Genomic DNA, 16,417 nt, shown 5'->3' on the forward strand with positions numbered 1-16,417 from the left:
TAGCGCCATAAAAAAGAGCACCGTAGTGCTCTTTTTTCAAATTCAAAACTCAGTTTTTTAATTGAGTTTGACTTCATAAACCGCTGTACTACCACTGACTTCATTTCCCACCACCAATAGCGGGTGACCATTGGGTGAATTCTTCGCCGCGATGAAAATCAAACCTTCTGGGCCTAAGTCACCTTGTTTCGTGACTTCAGTTTCATTGGTATTGCGATGGTTCAGATACTGAACAAATTTAGCCTGATTCGGGTTGCTAATGTCATACACCATGATGCCACTGGCACGCTCAAGTCCAATAAAGGCAAAGGTCTTTGCACCAATTTTACCCAACGTCACGCCTTCAGGTTCAGGGCCTTTATTATCACTACGGTCATCAAATTTAAATGCTTCATGATTGCTATTAAATTGATGTGGAAACAACTCCGCAATTTTTCGCTCAAACTCACTCCCCGAGTCCCACACAATCTGCTTGGTTTCAGGGTCGACAATACTCACCGAACGGCCACCATAGGCATATAATTTGTCATAAGTCAGACGACCATTTTCATCCAACTTCGGCAGACCTGTTAGTGGATCTTTTTGATAACCTTGCGTCCAACTAATGGTCAAACGTCCAATTTGTGAATCTTTAATTAAATTATCCGCGCAGACTTCTGTTGCGTCAGCCGTTTGACAAGGTTTAAACACCTTTGGGTTTAATTTCGCCCCTTTTACGCCTGGTGCAAGCTGACGTAAATGCGCGGCATAATCGCCTTTGGCATCAAAACCTACTTTTTTAAACAAATGTTTAATGCGTATCTCTTCAGCATAACCAGCATTTAAGTCCCCGCCTTCAAAGTATTTGGCTTCATCCCTTAGCCATTCACGGGCGTCCCCCTCATTGGCCGTGACCAAATAGGTTTTGCCGTTGGCTTGATATTGTGCAATGGCATCGGGCATATACATGCCATATAGCCCTGGCCAAGAACTAATATTAATCATGCCTGCATCTTTTGCACATTCTGTAATACTACGCCCCAAAGAGTCTTGACCAATAGCACAGTCACGGTCACTCCCATCCAAGGCATTTTCAGGCAAGCTATGGTCCTTGTAGCCCATCGGGAAAAGATCAACAAATTGATTTTTTGCTAAGTCTAAAACTCCAATCGCATTGTTTTCTTGCAAACTAACCCATGCTTTTTTACCATCAGCACTGACTGCGATGTACTCAGGCTCTAGGTCTTGTGCAACTGTGGTCGTTTGAATACCTGCTGTCGCTACATTTGGATATTGACTGATGTCTGGGCCAAAAATACGAATGCCTGCATCTAATAAGTCTTGTTTACGGTCATTCCATGCATGGAAGCCCGCAATAGTTGCTGTTGGTTCTTGAATATCTGAAATATCAATAATGCTGACCGAACCTTCGGGATCGACTTGATACCCTTCATTCGGTTCCGCTTCATTCGCTACCAGTACTTTTCGACCATCAGGCGTGAAGGTCAACATATCAGGCAAAGCTCCCACGTTGACTTGACTGATAAAAGAGAGATCTTGTGCTTTAAAGAAAGCCACAATACCGATTTGGGTTAGAGGTGGTCCCACTTGTTTGAACAACTAAAAGCGTATTTATAAGTGATATTCCGCTCTAGTTAAGCCACCTTGTTTTGTTGGGGTAGCTGATCATAGTAAAACTCATTTGGTGTCATTTTGTCTAGACTCGAATGAGGTCGTTTCAAATTATAAAACTCAAAATATGCACTTAATTGCTTTTTCGCATCTGTGACACTGCTATAAGCTTTGAGATACACCTCTTCATATTTAACGCTCCGCCATAATCGTTCAACCATCACATTATCTACCCATCGACCTTTACCATCCATACTGATTTGAATGCCATTTGATTTCAATACATCAATAAATGCATCACTGGTGAACTGACTGCCTTGGTCTGTATTAAATATTTCAGGTGATCCATATTTTTCAATCGCTTCATTTAAAACCGAAATACAAAAATCCACCTCCATACTAATCGATACCCTATGCGCAAGTACCTTGCGGCTATGCCAATCAATCACAGCACATAAATAAACAAAGCCTTTTGCCATAGGGATATACGTTATATCCGTAGACCACACTTGATTACTGCGCTGAATAGCCAACCCTTTGAGCAGATATGGATATTTACGGTGAGCTTGATTAGCCTGGCTTAAATTTGGTTTGCAATATAACGCCTGAATACCCATTTTCTTCATTAAAGTACGTGTATGACGTCGTCCTATATGATGCCCTTGACGATTCAACAAATCACGCATCATACGACTGCCTGCAAAAGGATATTGCATATGTAATTCATCAATACATCGCATCAGCTTCAGATCTGATGAGCTAACAGGTTTTGGGCGATAATAATAACAACCACGGGAGACTTTCAGCAGCTTAGCTTGCTTAGATACTGAAATCTGAAGTGAGTCGTCGATTAACTTTTGTGGTTGAAGCGGCCCAGTTTCTTCAACACACCTTCTAAAAAATCAATTTCTAATGCCTGCTCACCGATTTTTGCATGTAACTTTTTAAGATCAATGGGGGGTTCTGATGGAGCTTTTGATTGATCGAAAGCTTGCGAGGAAGCTGAGATCAATTGATTTTTCCAGTCAATAATTTGGTTTTGATGAACATCAAATTCAGCACTCAATTCAGCAAGTGTTTTTTCTGCTTTAATCGCAGCAAGTGCTACCTTAGCTTTAAAATCATTTGAATGATTTCTTCTTGGTCTACGTGCCATAAAATACTCCATATATTGATGTTTATAACATCATTTGAGGAGCAGAATATCACTTATAGGAGTTGTTCAAATTTACGGATCCATCTCTGTTTTATCCTCAGCCTGAACCGCCAGTGCCACGATGCCATTATGCACCGCGACACTATTCACTTCGGAATTGGATAAATAAGTTTTGGCATCCAAAGATTGGATATATGTCGGCTGCGCTGGTTGGGAGAAATCTAAAACATCGACCATGCCCTTTTGTGCATTCACCACGAACAGACGCTTACTCGCAGCATCATAGGCAGGGATTTCAGCTGCACTTTGCCCAAATATCCCTGACTCATAACTTGCAAGATGAACCAGTTCAATACTATTCGGCGTGGCTTCCTCTACTACTGGTGGTGGTGTGATAGTTTGCGTATCATCACTGTCATTACACCCCGCTAAGCCCAACCCCATGCATGCTAAAAAGACAACACTATATGTTTTATTCATCATGATCTAAATATCGGTTCAAATTTGACCAATGTATGACGTACGCGTTGCAAACACATGACGTAGAGATGTCAATTTGATGGCATGTGATAAATGCACATTCGCAACAACAGTCCAACTTAAATTAAGCTAAACTGTTTAAAAATTTCACTTTGTTGTATCTATGAACCAAACGCCGACCCATCAAGCACTCGCTCCTGAGTACCGTCTTTTGGTACTTCTGGTTTCGATTGGCTTTTTTATGCAAGGCTTAGATACCACCATTGTGAATACCGCTCTACCGGCTATGGCAGCCAGTCTGAATGAAGACCCGCTGCAAATGCATAGCGTGGTAGTGGCCTATGTGCTTGCCGTTGCTGCTTGTATTCCCTTGAGTGGCTGGCTAGCCGACCGTTTTGGAGTGCGCAATACCTATTTCAGTGCCATCATCATTTTTACCCTTGCCTCGCTGGGCTGTGGCTTTTCTGAAAGTTTAAATGAATTATTATTGTATCGCGTGCTACAAGGCATCGGTGGTGCATTATTGCTCCCTGTTGGCCGTTTAGCCATGCTCAAAGTCATTCCGCGGACGCAGTTCTTATCGGCCATGAGTTTAATGAGTCTCGCGGGACTGATTGGTCCACTGATCGGGCCAACACTCGGGGGCTGGTTGGTCGAAGTCAGTACATGGCATTGGATTTTCCTGATTAACCTCCCCATGGGACTGTTAGGGGTCCTGATTAGTTTTGAAGCCATGCCGAATGTCACCGAGCAGAATGTGCCTCGTTTTGACTTTTGGGGTTTTATCCTGTTGGTGATCGCCATGGCAGGACTATCTTTAGGGATTGAAAATTTTGCCAGCCCACACCTGACTTTATGGTGGAGTATGGGGCTGATTGTACTGAGCTTGGTGACTGCGCTTTGGTATGCCTATCATGCACATACCCATCAAAATGCGCTATTTCGCAGTAAACTGTTTCGTAACCGCATTTATGCCGTGGGTATTTTAGGTAACTTCTTTGCTCGCCTCGGTGGCAATGCCATGCCTTTTTTGATGCCACTCATGTTACAAGTGGCTTTCGGTTTTGAACCCTTTGTGACCGGACTCTTAATGATTCCGACCGTGCTGGGTTCACTGGCGTCTAAACCCATCATTCGTCACTTGATTCAGCGCTTCGGGTATCGCCACGTGCTTTTGGTTAACACCTTGTTGGTCGGTGCATGTATCGCCAGTTTTGCCCTCAATACCGCAGACACCCCAACTTGGCTGCGCGCGCTGCATTTCTTTGTTTTTGGTATGCTGAACTCCCTGCAATTTGTGTCTATGAATACCCTCACGCTGAAAGATTTACCGCAACAAGATGCCAGCAGTGGCAACAGTTTCTTGTCGATGATCATGATGGTATCGATGAGTATTGGCGTGGCTTTGGCAGGTACTTTAGTCAATGTCTTTACCGCATATTTGGGTACAGATCACATCGTCATGGCATTCCATAACACTTTAATTGTATTGGGCTGTATTAACCTGATTACCGCAGCTATTTTCTGGCATATCCCTAAAGATACCGTGGATGAATAACAGATACAAAGTGCTGCCATTCACTGACCATAATCATCATGGTCAGTTCCACAAATTCGAGCTATGATGATGAGCTAAAAACCAATACCTGCAAAAGCATGTCCGCAAGAAAAAAAGTTTCCACGCCGTCAAAAACCTCATATCCCTATTACATACTTGCCTGTGTAGTGATGCTATGTGTCGGACTGGGGATCACCTATTTTTTCTTGCAGAACAATGTCGCATCTGCCCAAGAGTATCCGGTAAAAGGCTTTGATGTGTCTCATCATCAGGGCGACATCCAATGGCAATCTATTTCTCCCCAAGAGTTTAAATTCGTTTATTTAAAAGCCACTGAAGGGGGCGATTTCAAAGACCGTAAATTTCAGGACAATTGGCTCAAAGCCCGTGAACAAGGCTTTTTGGTCGGAGCCTATCATTTTTATCGTTTATGCCGTGATGGCCAGATTCAGGCCCAGAACTTTATCGAAACTGTACCGAAGAAAACCGATAGTTTGCCGCCTGTGATTGATTTGGAATATGACAGCACCTGTATCAACACCTACACCAGAGAACAGCTACTCAAAGAAATTCAGGTCATGCACGACCAACTGTATCAACACTATGGTTTGCAACCCATTTTTTATACTTCTAAAGCATTTTATAATATTGTTTTAGTCGATGAATTTAAACAAACTCCCCTTTGGATTCGTGAATATCAAGGCCAGCCTGAGCTCAAAGGCAATCCGAAATGGACCTTTTGGCAACACACCAGCCAAGGCCAAATTAAAGGCATACCAACCTTGGTGGATCTCAATGTATTTCAAGGCTCAGAGCAAGATTGGATCAGCTTTTTAGAGCGCCAAGGGCTTTATCAACTGCCACAAAACTTACCAATCAAGTAAGCAGTTCCAAGCTCAGCATTGAAATTCAAATACTAAAATACCAAGTCAAACTATGTCGCTTATGCCGCATGTAGAACTACGCAATCGATCTGAATAGTGCAATACTGGCTTAGGTTTCAATATTAAAATTCAGCATGCGAAAAATCATTCACATCGACATGGATGCCTTCTATGCCTCTGTGGAGTTACTTGATCGTCCCGACTTAAAGCATTTACCTGTGGTGATTTCTTCACACCATCCCCGTGCTGTCATTGCAGCCGCATCCTACCCTGCACGTCGCTACGGACTCCGCTCTGCCATGTCGATGACTCAAGCCAAAAAACGCTGCCCTCAAGTGGTAGTGATTGAACCTAATTTCTCTAAATATCGTGCGGTCTCAGAGCAAATTCATGCAATTTTTCAGCGTTATACCACACTCATTGAACCGCTTTCCTTAGATGAAGCTTATTTAGATGTAACGGAAAATTTACAACAACTGGCCAGTGCCACAGAAGTCGCTGAACGCATCCGCGCTGATATTTTTCAAAGCACAGGACTGACCGCCTCTGCGGGTGTAGCACCGAATAAGTTTCTAGCCAAAGTTGCTTCGGACTGGAATAAACCCAATGGTATCTGCGTGATTAAACCCTCACAAGTTCAGCAATTTATTCAGCACTTGCCGCTTAAAAAAATCCCCGGAGTGGGTAAAGTCATGCAAGAAAAATTACATGCGCTCAAACTTGAAACTTTAGGTGATTTACAGCATGTGGATGAAAATGTCCTAATTCATCATTTTGGCAAATATGGCAAACAGCTCTATCTATATGCACAAGGGATTGATGAGCGCCCTGTACAAGCGGAACGAGAACGTCAGCAAATTTCAAAAGAAACCACTTTTGATGATGACTTAACCATTGAACAATGTCTCCCATTTTGGCCCAAGTTGATTGCGCAAGTCTGGCAAAGCTTAGAGAAAAAGCAACTGTATGCCCGCGGTGTCACCGTCAAAATGAAACTGAAAAACTTTCAAACCCTACAGCACAGTAAAAGCTTCAAAATGCCATTAAAGCATCAAACTGAACTGCAAATGACCTTAGATATCTTACTCAAAGAAATGCAAATCACACCGGATCAACAATTTCGTCTTATCGGTGTTGGGGTCTATGCACTTTCGACTCAAGAGCCTTTACCCCAGCTCTCTTTATGGTCTGACTGAATGCTCAATCAGTCACTTTTTAACCAAAAGAACAAAAATAATGCAATTTAGCATTCACAAACTGTGTTTTTAGAGTAATCTAATGACGCGCTGCATTTATCCATGTAACCGCTGAGATGCTAAAACTTACCTTTACTTTTAGCATACGTCCTGTGATTGGTGTGACGATCAAATCCGAAGATTACAGGACATCTCTGATATTTATCATGGGTAAAATACCTGCCTCAAAACACATTCAATACTTCTCACATCATTACAAAGTTCATTTCAATTTCACTTAAAATTCATTCGTCTAAAAAAAAGAAATTCAGTACACTCAAAATGATTTAACAATATTCAAAGACCAATGAATAATAAAAAACAGATCCTCTGTGTTGAAGATGATGCCGCAATTCTCATGCCCTTACGCTATGCACTCGAACGTGAAGAATGGCAAGTGACTTGGGCAAATACTGGCTCTCAAGCCATTGCCTTTGTTCAACAGCAAACTTTTGATTTTATTATCTTAGATGTAGGTTTACCCGATATAAACGGTTTTGATGTCTGTAAAAAAATTCGTCAGTTTAACCATACCCCACTACTATTTTTAACTGCACGAGATGATGAAATTGACCGAATCGTAGGACTGGAAATTGGTGCAGATGATTACTGTACCAAGCCTTTTAGCTCGCGTGAAATCGTGTCTCGTATTAAAGCCATTTGGCGCAGAATGGACATACAAAGCCAATTACAACCTGCTCAAAGCACGATTGAGACACAAACAATAATTGCGAAAACATGGCAATGTATTGATGAATCACTGCAAATTCATTATCAAGGCAGTGCCTTACAACTCACTCGTTATGAATACCGCTTATTAAAATTGTTAATCGATCATCCTGAACAAGTTTTTAGCCGTCAACAATTGATGGATCATATTTGGGAGCATCCTGAACACAGCTTAGAACGTACTGTCGATACCCATATCAAAAGTTTAAGACAAAAGCTCAAACACATTTCAGCTGAACATGACCCAATCACAACACATCGTGGTTTTGGTTATAGTCTAAAACGGATGTGATAGCACCATGTCGATTTTTATCCGTATTTGGTTTTTCTTTGGCTTAATTATCTTGCTTGGGTTGTGGTTTATGTCCTACACCTTTAACCAACAAGTGAAGCCCAATGTTCGCCAAGTGGTTGAAGACACACTCGCTGAAAATGCCAATATTATCGCCATGTTAGTGGCAGAAGATGTCTATGAAAATAAAGTCGGTACCGCACAATTTGATGAAAAAATTCAAAAGGCACTGAATCGTAAACTCAATGCCAATATTTGGCAGCACAATAAAAAAGAAATTAACCAACAAATCTATATTACAGATGCAAAAGGCACCGTGATCTATGATTCACAAGGTATCGCCACTGGACAGGATTATTCACGTTGGAATGATGTTTATCTAACACTGCAAGGTAAATACGGCGTACGTTCAACCCGCAGTTATGAGGGAGATCCGAATAGCAGTACCATGTTTATCGCTGCGCCCATTTATTATCAAACTGCTCAAAATCAGCAACAAAAATTGATTGGTGTGGTGAGTATTGGTAAACCGAATAGCTCTGTACAACCTTATATTCAACGTGCAGAAGATCAATTACTGCGCCAAGCTGCATGGATTACCCTACTCAGTCTTTTCCTTGCCAGTTTGGTCGCTTATTGGCTTAAACACAGTATTGACCGTGTTCGAAAATACGCTCAAGCGCTTGCTCCAGTGAATCAAACGCCTTATTTCCGTTCAGCCAAAGAACTGAATCAAGTGGCTCAAGCTGTTGAAAATATGCGTGAAAAACTCGAAGATCGTGCCTATGTAGAACATTATGTCAATACTTTAACCCATGAATTAAAAAGCCCACTCACGGCGATTCAAGCCAGTGCAGAGTTACTCAAAGAAGATTTGCCTTTAAATGATCAACAACAATTTGCACAGCACATTCATGCACAGAGCCAACGTTTAAAACTTTTGATTGATCGCATGTTATTGCTTACACGTTTAGAAAAATCCAAACATCAAATCGAACTTCAAAATTTTAACTTATCTAAGCTGATACAACAGGTTTTAGATCAACAAGCAAGCCAATTACAAAGTAAAAAAATTCAATGTTTATTGGATATCGAAGCGAACTGTATGATTCATGCAGATCGTTTTTGGTTACAACAAACCATTGCCAATATTTTGGATAATGCTCTAGATTTCTCGGCAGAATCTTCGAAAATCCTGATTCAATTGCATCGTCAAGCTCACCAAAGCATTCAATTACAGATTTTTAATGAAGGTGAATGGATACCTGAATACGCCCTCTCACAAGTCTTTGATACTTATTTTTCATTACCCCGTCCTATTACCCAACAACGCAGTTCAGGTATTGGTTTAAGCATTGTCAAACAAGTGATTGAACAACATCATGGGCAAATTCAAATTCAAAATATTCAGGAAAATAACATTGCTATTATTCAACCGCATCAGCAAGGCGTATTGGTCAGTATTGTTTTACCTTAACGAAGTTCTATAAATTTCTTAATAAAATGCTACTAGGAACGACTCAAATAAATTCGTAAAGCTTCACCTAAACTTCACATAAAGATCAAGGCCAATTCAAACAAAAACCATCTCACTTTCACATACTCAATCCTGAAAAAAACAAATCATCAGGAATCATTATGCGCTCTCATTTCCTTAGCCTTAAAATCATTGCGATTGTTATACTGGTCGCTATTTTCTGGATCGGCTTATTTTTCATTACCAGCCTTGTGTCAGAACGCCAAGACTACCAACAAGCATTCCTCAAAGAAATCTCACAAAATCATATTAGCCCACAAACCATTATTTCGCCCTATATACAAGTTCCGTATCAAGAGCAGAAAACCTGTTTGGATGAACAGAAGAAATCCTATGCATGTACAGAAGAAAACTGGATGTATATCGGTGCTGACAGTACTCAATGGACATCAAACTTTAATGTTTCAGATGATACTTACAAACGCACGATTTATCGCGCAATTAGTTATCAAGCCAATTTAACAGCGAAAGGAATCTTCCAAAAACCTCTATTAGAAAATAAAACCTATCTTTGGGATCGTGCTGAAATTATTTTCCCAGTCCATGACCCACGTGGTTTAGATCAGCAACCTACACTTAAAATACTCAATAAAAACTATGCTTTTGAAGTGAGCTCGCAAGGCAGTGATGGCTCAGGTTTTGATTTTATGAATATTTCAGCAAAGAAATATCCTGAATTGATCAATGCGATTCAAAATGGCTTTCACTTTGATTTAACGGCAAATTTGACAGGTTTAAATAGGTTTACGCTTATTCCAACCAGTCGTAGTGTGAGCTATCAAGCTAAAGGCAATTGGGCAGATATCAAATACGATGGTCAAAACCTCCCTTATGCAAAAACCAGCACTCAACAACAATTCAATGCGCAATGGAAAAATATAGCTTTAGGTCATCAAAACCTAAATAAATTCATGTATTGTGAAAGCAATGAATGTACTCGCCAATTCGCTCAAGGCAACTACGTTCAAACTGCAAATTCTACTGAGTATGAAATAGCTGGGCATGAAAAAATTGGCTTATCGACTGAGTTTTTAGAGTCGGTGAATGTTTATACTCAAACTGATCGTGCGATTAAATACGGTATTGTGATTATCATCATCACCTTTGGTTGCTTCTTCTTATTCGAAGTGCTTAAAGGCTTGAGAATCCACCCTATTCAATACTCATTGGTGGCAATGGCGCAAGGCATCTTCTTTGTTCTACTTCTTTCGATCAGTGAATATTATGCTTTTGCATGGGCATATATCGTAGCAGCATTGGCCTGTATCGGCTTAATGACATGGTACCTATACTTTGTGATGAAAGGATTTAAAGCTGCTGCTTTGTTTAGCATCATCTTAATGACCTTATACAGCATCATGTATATGTTACTGCAATCTTCAGGTAAGACCTTCTTAATAGGCTCAGTGATCTCGTTCATTATCCTCGCAGTCGTCATGTTTATTACGCGTCATATTGATTGGTACAGCATTGGGAATAAACCTACACCAACACTTAAACCTTATACCCCTTCTAATTCAGAATATAGCCAAATCCTAAAAACTATAGAACAATAGAGATATGGGATATTCAAAAGATTTTAAAGACAAAGTCATAGAAATTATGATTCGAGATGAAATGTCTGTGCGAAAAGCAGCACAGCATTTTAACATCTGTATACAGACGATTCAGAACTGGAAAAAGTCCACTACAAACAAACCTATTCCTGGCCGTCCAGCTAAAATTAGCAGAGAGCAAATATTGAAGGATGTTGAACAATATCCTGATGATTATCAGTATGAGCGAGCTGAACGTTTAGGAGTAAGCACTCATGCGGTATTTAATGCGTTACATGCCGCAGGAATATCGCGTAAAAAAAGACGTTAAAGCATCCTAAAGCAGATCAAAATCAACGTCAGCAATTTCAAAATCTCATAGAGTGTTTAGAAGGGAAATTGCCTCTGATTTACATAGATGAAAGTGGTTTTCAAAGTGAAAGTACCAGAACCCATAGTTATAGCCTTCAAGGAACACGTGCTGAAGGTAAATTTAACTGGCAGTTGAAGAATTGCAGTAATGCGATCGGTGCAATCATTGAAAATAGATTACTGACAGTTGGTGTGTTTAATTGTTCAGTGAACACAGAAGTATTTGAATGTTGGATTGAACAGGATTTATTACCTAAGTTGAAAGAAAGCAGTGTTTTGATTATGGACAATGCGACCTTTCACAAAGGGAAAAGACTTCAGGAGTTGGTACGTTGTGCAGGCCATTACATTGTGTGGCTTCCTAGATATAGTCCAGATTTAAATCCAATAGAAAATATGTGGTCGCGAGTCAAGGCAATTCGAAATAAGTTTAGAGTTAAAGATATTGATAAATTATTTAAAGATTACTGTAATGATTTATTTGGTATTTAGCTATAGTTCTAATTTTAACTAGATAAGTGGTTTAAAACTTAGGCTTTTGCGGATGGCGACATGCCATCCGTAATTGAACGAAAACAATGAAATAACAATCGAATATCGAGATTGATCATGCAAACCCAAACTATCTATATTGCGACCTATATTCAAAAAGAGATACAGCTCCAACAATACTGTCCTTTGCAAAGTTCGATTGCATATTGTTTAAATCGGCTCAGAATGGCTCAAATTCATTTCTTAAACCTAGGTAACCTTATTGTCTGTCCCGAATACAATTGCGTATTGATCTTCCAAAATAAGTCTTTGATTCGTATTGATCCACTGGCAAGATCAGCACAAACTTAACTGATGATAATAAACTAGGTTTGCAGAATATTCTCGATCACGTAAACTTTAGATAATGAATCATGTTAGAGAAATATTATGGCTGTACAACGTTTTCATGTGTCAAATCGCTTTTCTGAAATTGCGATTGCTGGAAACCTCATCCATTTAGCAGGGCAATTGGCTTCTGACTTCGATTTAGACATTAAAGGGCAGACGCAACAAACATTGGACATGATCGACCAATTTCTTGCCGATGCAGGCACAGATAAAAGTCATATTTTATCGGTGACGATTTATTTAAAAGACATTGAAAATGACTATGCAGCGTTCAATGAAGTTTGGGATGCTTGGGTTGCAGACATTGATGCCTTACCCCGTACCTGTGTTGAAGCTAAACTTTATGATCCACGAGTATTGGTAGAGTTAACCGTTGTTGCAGTGAAACCTACATAAAAAATACACTCATCATAAAAACATGAGTTTTCATGTTTTTTATGATGGATGCTGAGATTCAGTTAGCCGATCAGACGTAATTTTCGAGTTTGTGCTGCATTATAGTAATCATATTTTTTGGTCGCATGCTTATCTTTAGTCAAACGCGATGAGGCATAGAGATCGCCATAAAAATCTTCACGTAACTGATGATAGTCAGGCACTTCTTCATAACGAATCACTTTATAGCCAGCCATATCGAGGATCGCATCCTGAAACTGTGCCTTTTGTGGACGTTTCAGTGAAAGCGGATCTTCTAAAGCAACCACTGCCAAAACTTGTTGTGCACTATCCACAATGACAAAATCAGCCACCAAATTGCGGTATTTATTTCGCGTACGCGAAAATTTTGTAGTCAGTAAGGCATCATAAGACACATGTGCCAGAACAGTATGATGCGGTAAAATTTCTTTCAAACGAGTATAAGTCAGTTGCTCATGCATACTAAAAATAGCACGTTGTCTTAATGCACTATCTTGCTGCTTGGTCTTAGGGATCAACGCTTTACTCGCTAAAATCATGACCAGTATCAACAACACGCTACCAATTACCATATAAGTTGTCATATTTTCATCCTTTTGATCTTTATTATAATTTTCGGTATCACAACCATTTTTATTCGATCAGTATAACCTACTGACCATTTATCCAAACCACGCAATAAAAAACTAAAGCTAAAATCAAACAAACGCTGATAAAACTAAACAATTTTTTGCAATGTCATTCGTTGTAACACGTTTTGTTTTAATCTGAATGAAATTTTGGCTCTTTAGCCTATCTACACTGTAATAGAGTGATTCATTCACGTGCAATATGATTCTTCGGATTGACCCAATTTTCCAGACGGATGGCAGAAAAGCCAATCTTTGAGCTATTTTTCTAACGCAATAAAAAAGATCGATCCTAAAAAAGGATGCCGTAGCATCCTTTTTTATATTCAATTGCCATTAAGCACGTGACTTAGACTTTGGTTTTGACTTTGAATGTCCAAATGGCTTCTTGGCGTCACCTGTTTCACGCGGCGGCAAACCTGTATGCTGCGTTAAAATCTGACCACGTTCAGGACGCTTCTTGGTATTTGATGGATGCGATTGATTTTTCGCTTGTTGGTTACGGCTATCACCATTACGTTTTTGCGAATCACCATCCACGGTTGAGTTTTTCTTCCGAGCAGACTGATACTGACCTTCTGTCCCTTGCGGTTGATAGGTTGGAATCAAATGCTGTTTCGAGTTACCAATCAAGTCTTGGCGGCCCATCTCTTTTAAAGCATCGCGGAGTAAAGGCCAGTTGTTTGGATCATGATAACGTAAGAAGGCTTTATGCAGACGACGACGCTTCTCACCTTTCACAATATCCACATCTTCAGTATAACGTGCCACTTTTGCTAGTGGGTTTTTACCTGTGTGATACATGGTGGTCGCTGTGGCCATTGGTGATGGATAAAAAGTTTGTACCTGATCGGCACGGAAACCATTTTTCTTCAGCCAAATCGCCAAATTCATCATGTCATATTCAGTCGTACCCGGATGCGCTGCAATAAAGTACGGAATCAGATACTGTTCTTTACCTGCTTCCTTACTGAAACGATCAAACATTTGCTTGAAACGATCATAGGTCCCGATGCCCGGTTTCATCATCTTAGACAATGGACCTTTTTCGGTATGTTCAGGCGCAATTTTTAAATAACCACCGACATGATGCTGCACCAATTCTTTAACATATTCAGGGTTTAACACCGCTAAGTCATAACGCAGACCCGAACCAATCAGAATCTTTTTGATGCCTTTAATGGCACGTGCTTTACGATATAGCTGCGTTAAAGGTGCATGGTCGGTATGTAGGTTTTGACAAACACCCGGATAAACACACGATGGTTTACGACAGTTCTTTTCAATTTCAGGGTCTTTACAATGCAAACGATACATGTTTGCTGTAGGCCCACCCAAATCAGAAATGATGCCGGTAAAACCTGGTGCAGTATCGCGAATCTTTTCAACTTCACGTAAAATTGATTCTTCTGAACGGTTTTGAATGATGCGTCCTTCATGTTCTGTAATCGAACAGAAGGTACAACCCCCAAAACAGCCACGCATAATGTTGACAGAAAATTTGATCATATCAAATGCAGGGAAACGCGCATCAGCATAGACAGGATGCGGTAGACGTGCATAAGGTAAATCAAACACATAGTCCATTTCTTCCGTCGTTAACGGAATCGGTGGAGCATTTAACCAAACATCACGCTCGCCATGCTTTTGTACCAAAGCACGTGCATTTCCCGGATTGGTTTCAAGGTGCAAAATACGGTTGGCATGTGCATATAAAACGGGATCATCTGCCACTGCTTCAAATGCAGGCAAACGAATCACAGCCAGTTCACGCGGCGGTAATTTATGTTTAATTGCCTTTGAAGACGGCTGTAATTGCACAATTTGTGTATCAGGATCGAGTTTATCCCCTTCACGAACAATTTGATTCGTCACAATTTCTTTTTGGAAATTTTGGTATTGGGTTAAAGAATTGCCCTTATCTTTTTCAATTTCACAGCCATCTAAATCTTCAGTCATCACATAAGGATTGATGATCGGATCAACACGGCCAATGGCATCCACATCATTCGATGCGATTTCCACAAACTTGGCTTTAGATGGACGGTTTAATTTATTCACGATAAATGCCGTGCCACGAACATCGGTAATTTCGTGAATTTTTTCGCCTTTGGCTAAGCGATGTATCACTTCAGTAATTGAACGCTCACCATTACCATACATCAAAAGATCGGCTTTTGAGTCCATCAACACTGAACGACGGACTTTGTCTGACCAATAGTCATAATGTGCAATACGACGTAAAGACGCTTCAATTCCACCTAACAATACAGGTACATCTGGAAATGCTTCACGCACACGTTGGCAATATACGGTTGCTGCACGGTCTGGACGTTTATTGGGTAAATTATCTGGCGAGTAGGCATCATCAGAACGGATTTTACGATCAGCCGTATAACGGTTGATCATCGAATCCATATTCCCAGCGGTCACACCCCAAGCGATATTTGGCTTACCCAAAACTCGAAATGCTTCAACATTCGTCCAATCAGGTTGTGCAATAATCCCGACACGGAAACCTTGTGCTTCTAACGTACGGCCAATAATGCCCGAACAAAATGATGGATGGTCGATATACGCATCACCACAGACCAAAATAAAGTCACAACTATCCCAACCGAGTTGGTCCATTTCCTCGCGCGACATCGGCAAAAATGGCGCAGGTTCAAAACATGACGCCCAATATTTGTCGTAATCAAACAACGCTTTAGGCGCGGTCTGCATAGTATAAGCAGTAGACATGGCTAGCAATTCTCGGCTGGCAGATGAAAGATCTCAAATAAAGATCAAAGATGAAAGCCGATCATTTTACCATGAATTACATTCAGCTTGCTTGGTTAAAAAAGCATCATATACAGCACGTTATCATTTATTTTTTTATGCAAACGTAATTTCGAAGTTTTTATTTAAAAAGAAACAATTCGACAGTGAAGAGACAAAAGCTGCCCCTTCATTCCTTAAAGAATAAAGACCAAAGTCCAATCACTTGGGACAGCAAGCAATACATCGAGACCCAACAGATTCCGCTGAATAACGCAGCAAAGAATAAAAAAAGTAACATCAACTATAGCTATACCGATCTCTCAGAATATCCCTCACT

Annotated in this window: 14 protein-coding genes and 2 pseudogenes; 11 read left to right on the plus strand and 5 right to left on the minus strand. The window is 40.3% G+C overall.

Annotated elements, in window-relative coordinates:
- Positions 1-57: 57 nt before the first annotated feature.
- The 3 genes and pseudogenes from AC4MDD_RS16735 to AC4MDD_RS16745 form a co-directional block, all read right to left on the minus strand.
- Positions 58-1,572, minus strand: a pseudogene (locus AC4MDD_RS16735) (choice-of-anchor I family protein); the annotation flags it as partial.
- Between the two features lie 62 nt (positions 1,573-1,634).
- A protein-coding gene (locus AC4MDD_RS16740; protein ID WP_435370513.1) for an IS3-like element ISAba14 family transposase occupies positions 1,635-2,779 on the minus strand; the annotation gives its coding sequence in 2 pieces (ribosomal slippage) (positions 1,635-2,515 and positions 2,515-2,779; 1,146 coding nt in all).
- Positions 2,780-2,851: 72 nt separating this feature from the next.
- Positions 2,852-3,250: pseudogene (locus tag AC4MDD_RS16745) on the minus strand (choice-of-anchor I domain-containing protein); the annotation flags it as partial.
- 160 nt (positions 3,251-3,410) lie between these two features.
- On the opposite strand from AC4MDD_RS16745, the gene mdtD reads away from it, so the two are divergent.
- The 10 genes from mdtD to AC4MDD_RS16795 all read left to right on the plus strand — a co-directional run bounded on the left by mdtD (position 3,411) and on the right by AC4MDD_RS16795 (position 12,667).
- Positions 3,411-4,805, plus strand: a complete 1,395-nt coding sequence (gene mdtD, locus AC4MDD_RS16750; protein ID WP_114836644.1) for a multidrug transporter subunit MdtD — start codon at positions 3,411-3,413, stop codon at positions 4,803-4,805.
- 98 nt (positions 4,806-4,903) lie between these two features.
- Positions 4,904-5,689, plus strand: a complete 786-nt coding sequence (locus AC4MDD_RS16755; protein ID WP_373863446.1) for a glycoside hydrolase family 25 protein — start codon at positions 4,904-4,906, stop codon at positions 5,687-5,689.
- Positions 5,690-5,823: 134 nt separating this feature from the next.
- Positions 5,824-6,885 carry a DNA polymerase IV gene (gene dinB / locus AC4MDD_RS16760; RefSeq protein ID WP_114836646.1) on the plus strand — a complete coding sequence of 354 codons (1,062 nt, stop codon included), beginning with the start codon at positions 5,824-5,826 and terminating at the stop codon, positions 6,883-6,885.
- A gap of 346 nt (positions 6,886-7,231) precedes the next feature.
- Positions 7,232-7,945 (plus strand): two-component system response regulator CreB, encoded by a 714-nt coding sequence (gene creB / locus AC4MDD_RS16765; protein ID WP_078425955.1) that lies wholly within the window; start codon positions 7,232-7,234, stop codon positions 7,943-7,945.
- 7 nt (positions 7,946-7,952) lie between these two features.
- The gene (gene creC, locus AC4MDD_RS16770) at positions 7,953-9,422 is read left to right on the plus strand and encodes a two-component system sensor histidine kinase CreC (protein WP_114836648.1); all 1,470 of its coding nucleotides are present in this window, start codon (positions 7,953-7,955) and stop codon (positions 9,420-9,422) included.
- Positions 9,423-9,583: 161 nt separating this feature from the next.
- Positions 9,584-11,038, plus strand: a complete 1,455-nt coding sequence (creD, locus tag AC4MDD_RS16775) for a cell envelope integrity protein CreD (RefSeq protein ID WP_491882052.1) — start codon at positions 9,584-9,586, stop codon at positions 11,036-11,038.
- Positions 11,039-11,042: 4 nt separating this feature from the next.
- Entirely contained in the window at positions 11,043-11,348 is a 306-nt protein-coding gene (locus AC4MDD_RS16780) for an IS630 transposase-related protein (RefSeq protein ID WP_087547287.1), read from the plus strand.
- 47 nt (positions 11,349-11,395) lie between these two features.
- Positions 11,396-11,881, plus strand: coding sequence for a transposase (locus tag AC4MDD_RS16785; protein ID WP_225554184.1), 486 nt, complete (start codon positions 11,396-11,398; stop codon positions 11,879-11,881).
- A gap of 117 nt (positions 11,882-11,998) precedes the next feature.
- Positions 11,999-12,232: a hypothetical protein gene (locus AC4MDD_RS16790; RefSeq protein ID WP_114836650.1), complete on the plus strand. Its 234-nt coding sequence runs from the start codon at positions 11,999-12,001 to the stop codon at positions 12,230-12,232.
- A 78-nt stretch (positions 12,233-12,310) separates the two neighbouring features.
- On the plus strand, positions 12,311-12,667 hold the full coding sequence (locus tag AC4MDD_RS16795) for a RidA family protein (protein ID WP_114836651.1): 357 nt from the start codon (positions 12,311-12,313) through the stop codon (positions 12,665-12,667).
- Between the two features lie 62 nt (positions 12,668-12,729).
- Here the strand turns inward: AC4MDD_RS16795 and AC4MDD_RS16800 are convergent, their stop codons facing one another.
- Together AC4MDD_RS16800 and AC4MDD_RS16805 are read right to left on the minus strand one after the other, a co-directional pair.
- Positions 12,730-13,272 (minus strand): DUF2726 domain-containing protein, encoded by a 543-nt coding sequence (locus AC4MDD_RS16800; RefSeq protein WP_005401019.1) that lies wholly within the window; start codon positions 13,270-13,272, stop codon positions 12,730-12,732.
- Between the two features lie 381 nt (positions 13,273-13,653).
- On the minus strand, positions 13,654-16,059 hold the full coding sequence (locus AC4MDD_RS16805; RefSeq protein ID WP_491882053.1) for a YgiQ family radical SAM protein: 2,406 nt from the start codon (positions 16,057-16,059) through the stop codon (positions 13,654-13,656).
- On the opposite strand from AC4MDD_RS16805, the gene AC4MDD_RS16810 reads away from it, so the two are divergent.
- Entirely contained in the window at positions 16,058-16,285 is a 228-nt protein-coding gene (locus AC4MDD_RS16810) for a hypothetical protein (RefSeq protein WP_227518530.1), read from the plus strand. The genes AC4MDD_RS16805 and AC4MDD_RS16810 overlap by 2 nt on opposite strands.
- Positions 16,286-16,417 lie beyond the last annotated feature (132 nt).

It is taken from the genome of Acinetobacter sp. CAU_H_29a_1 (assembly GCF_058599505.1).

Coding starts and splice junctions, on each gene's coding strand:
- mdtD (WP_114836644.1), top strand. CDS start 3,411: ATGAACCAAACGCCGACCCATCAAGCACTCGCTCCTGAGTACCGTCTT.
- AC4MDD_RS16755 (WP_373863446.1), top strand. CDS start 4,904: ATGTCCGCAAGAAAAAAAGTTTCCACGCCGTCAAAAACCTCATATCCC.
- dinB (WP_114836646.1), top strand. CDS start 5,824: ATGCGAAAAATCATTCACATCGACATGGATGCCTTCTATGCCTCTGTG.
- creB (WP_078425955.1), top strand. CDS start 7,232: ATGAATAATAAAAAACAGATCCTCTGTGTTGAAGATGATGCCGCAATT.
- creC (WP_114836648.1), top strand. CDS start 7,953: ATGTCGATTTTTATCCGTATTTGGTTTTTCTTTGGCTTAATTATCTTG.
- creD (WP_491882052.1), top strand. CDS start 9,584: ATGCGCTCTCATTTCCTTAGCCTTAAAATCATTGCGATTGTTATACTG.
- AC4MDD_RS16780 (WP_087547287.1), top strand. CDS start 11,043: ATGGGATATTCAAAAGATTTTAAAGACAAAGTCATAGAAATTATGATT.
- AC4MDD_RS16790 (WP_114836650.1), top strand. CDS start 11,999: ATGCAAACCCAAACTATCTATATTGCGACCTATATTCAAAAAGAGATA.
- AC4MDD_RS16795 (WP_114836651.1), top strand. CDS start 12,311: ATGGCTGTACAACGTTTTCATGTGTCAAATCGCTTTTCTGAAATTGCG.
- AC4MDD_RS16800 (WP_005401019.1), bottom strand. CDS start 13,272: ATGACAACTTATATGGTAATTGGTAGCGTGTTGTTGATACTGGTCATG.
- AC4MDD_RS16810 (WP_227518530.1), top strand. CDS start 16,058: ATGGCTAGCAATTCTCGGCTGGCAGATGAAAGATCTCAAATAAAGATC.
- AC4MDD_RS16805 (WP_491882053.1), bottom strand. CDS start 16,059: ATGTCTACTGCTTATACTATGCAGACCGCGCCTAAAGCGTTGTTTGAT.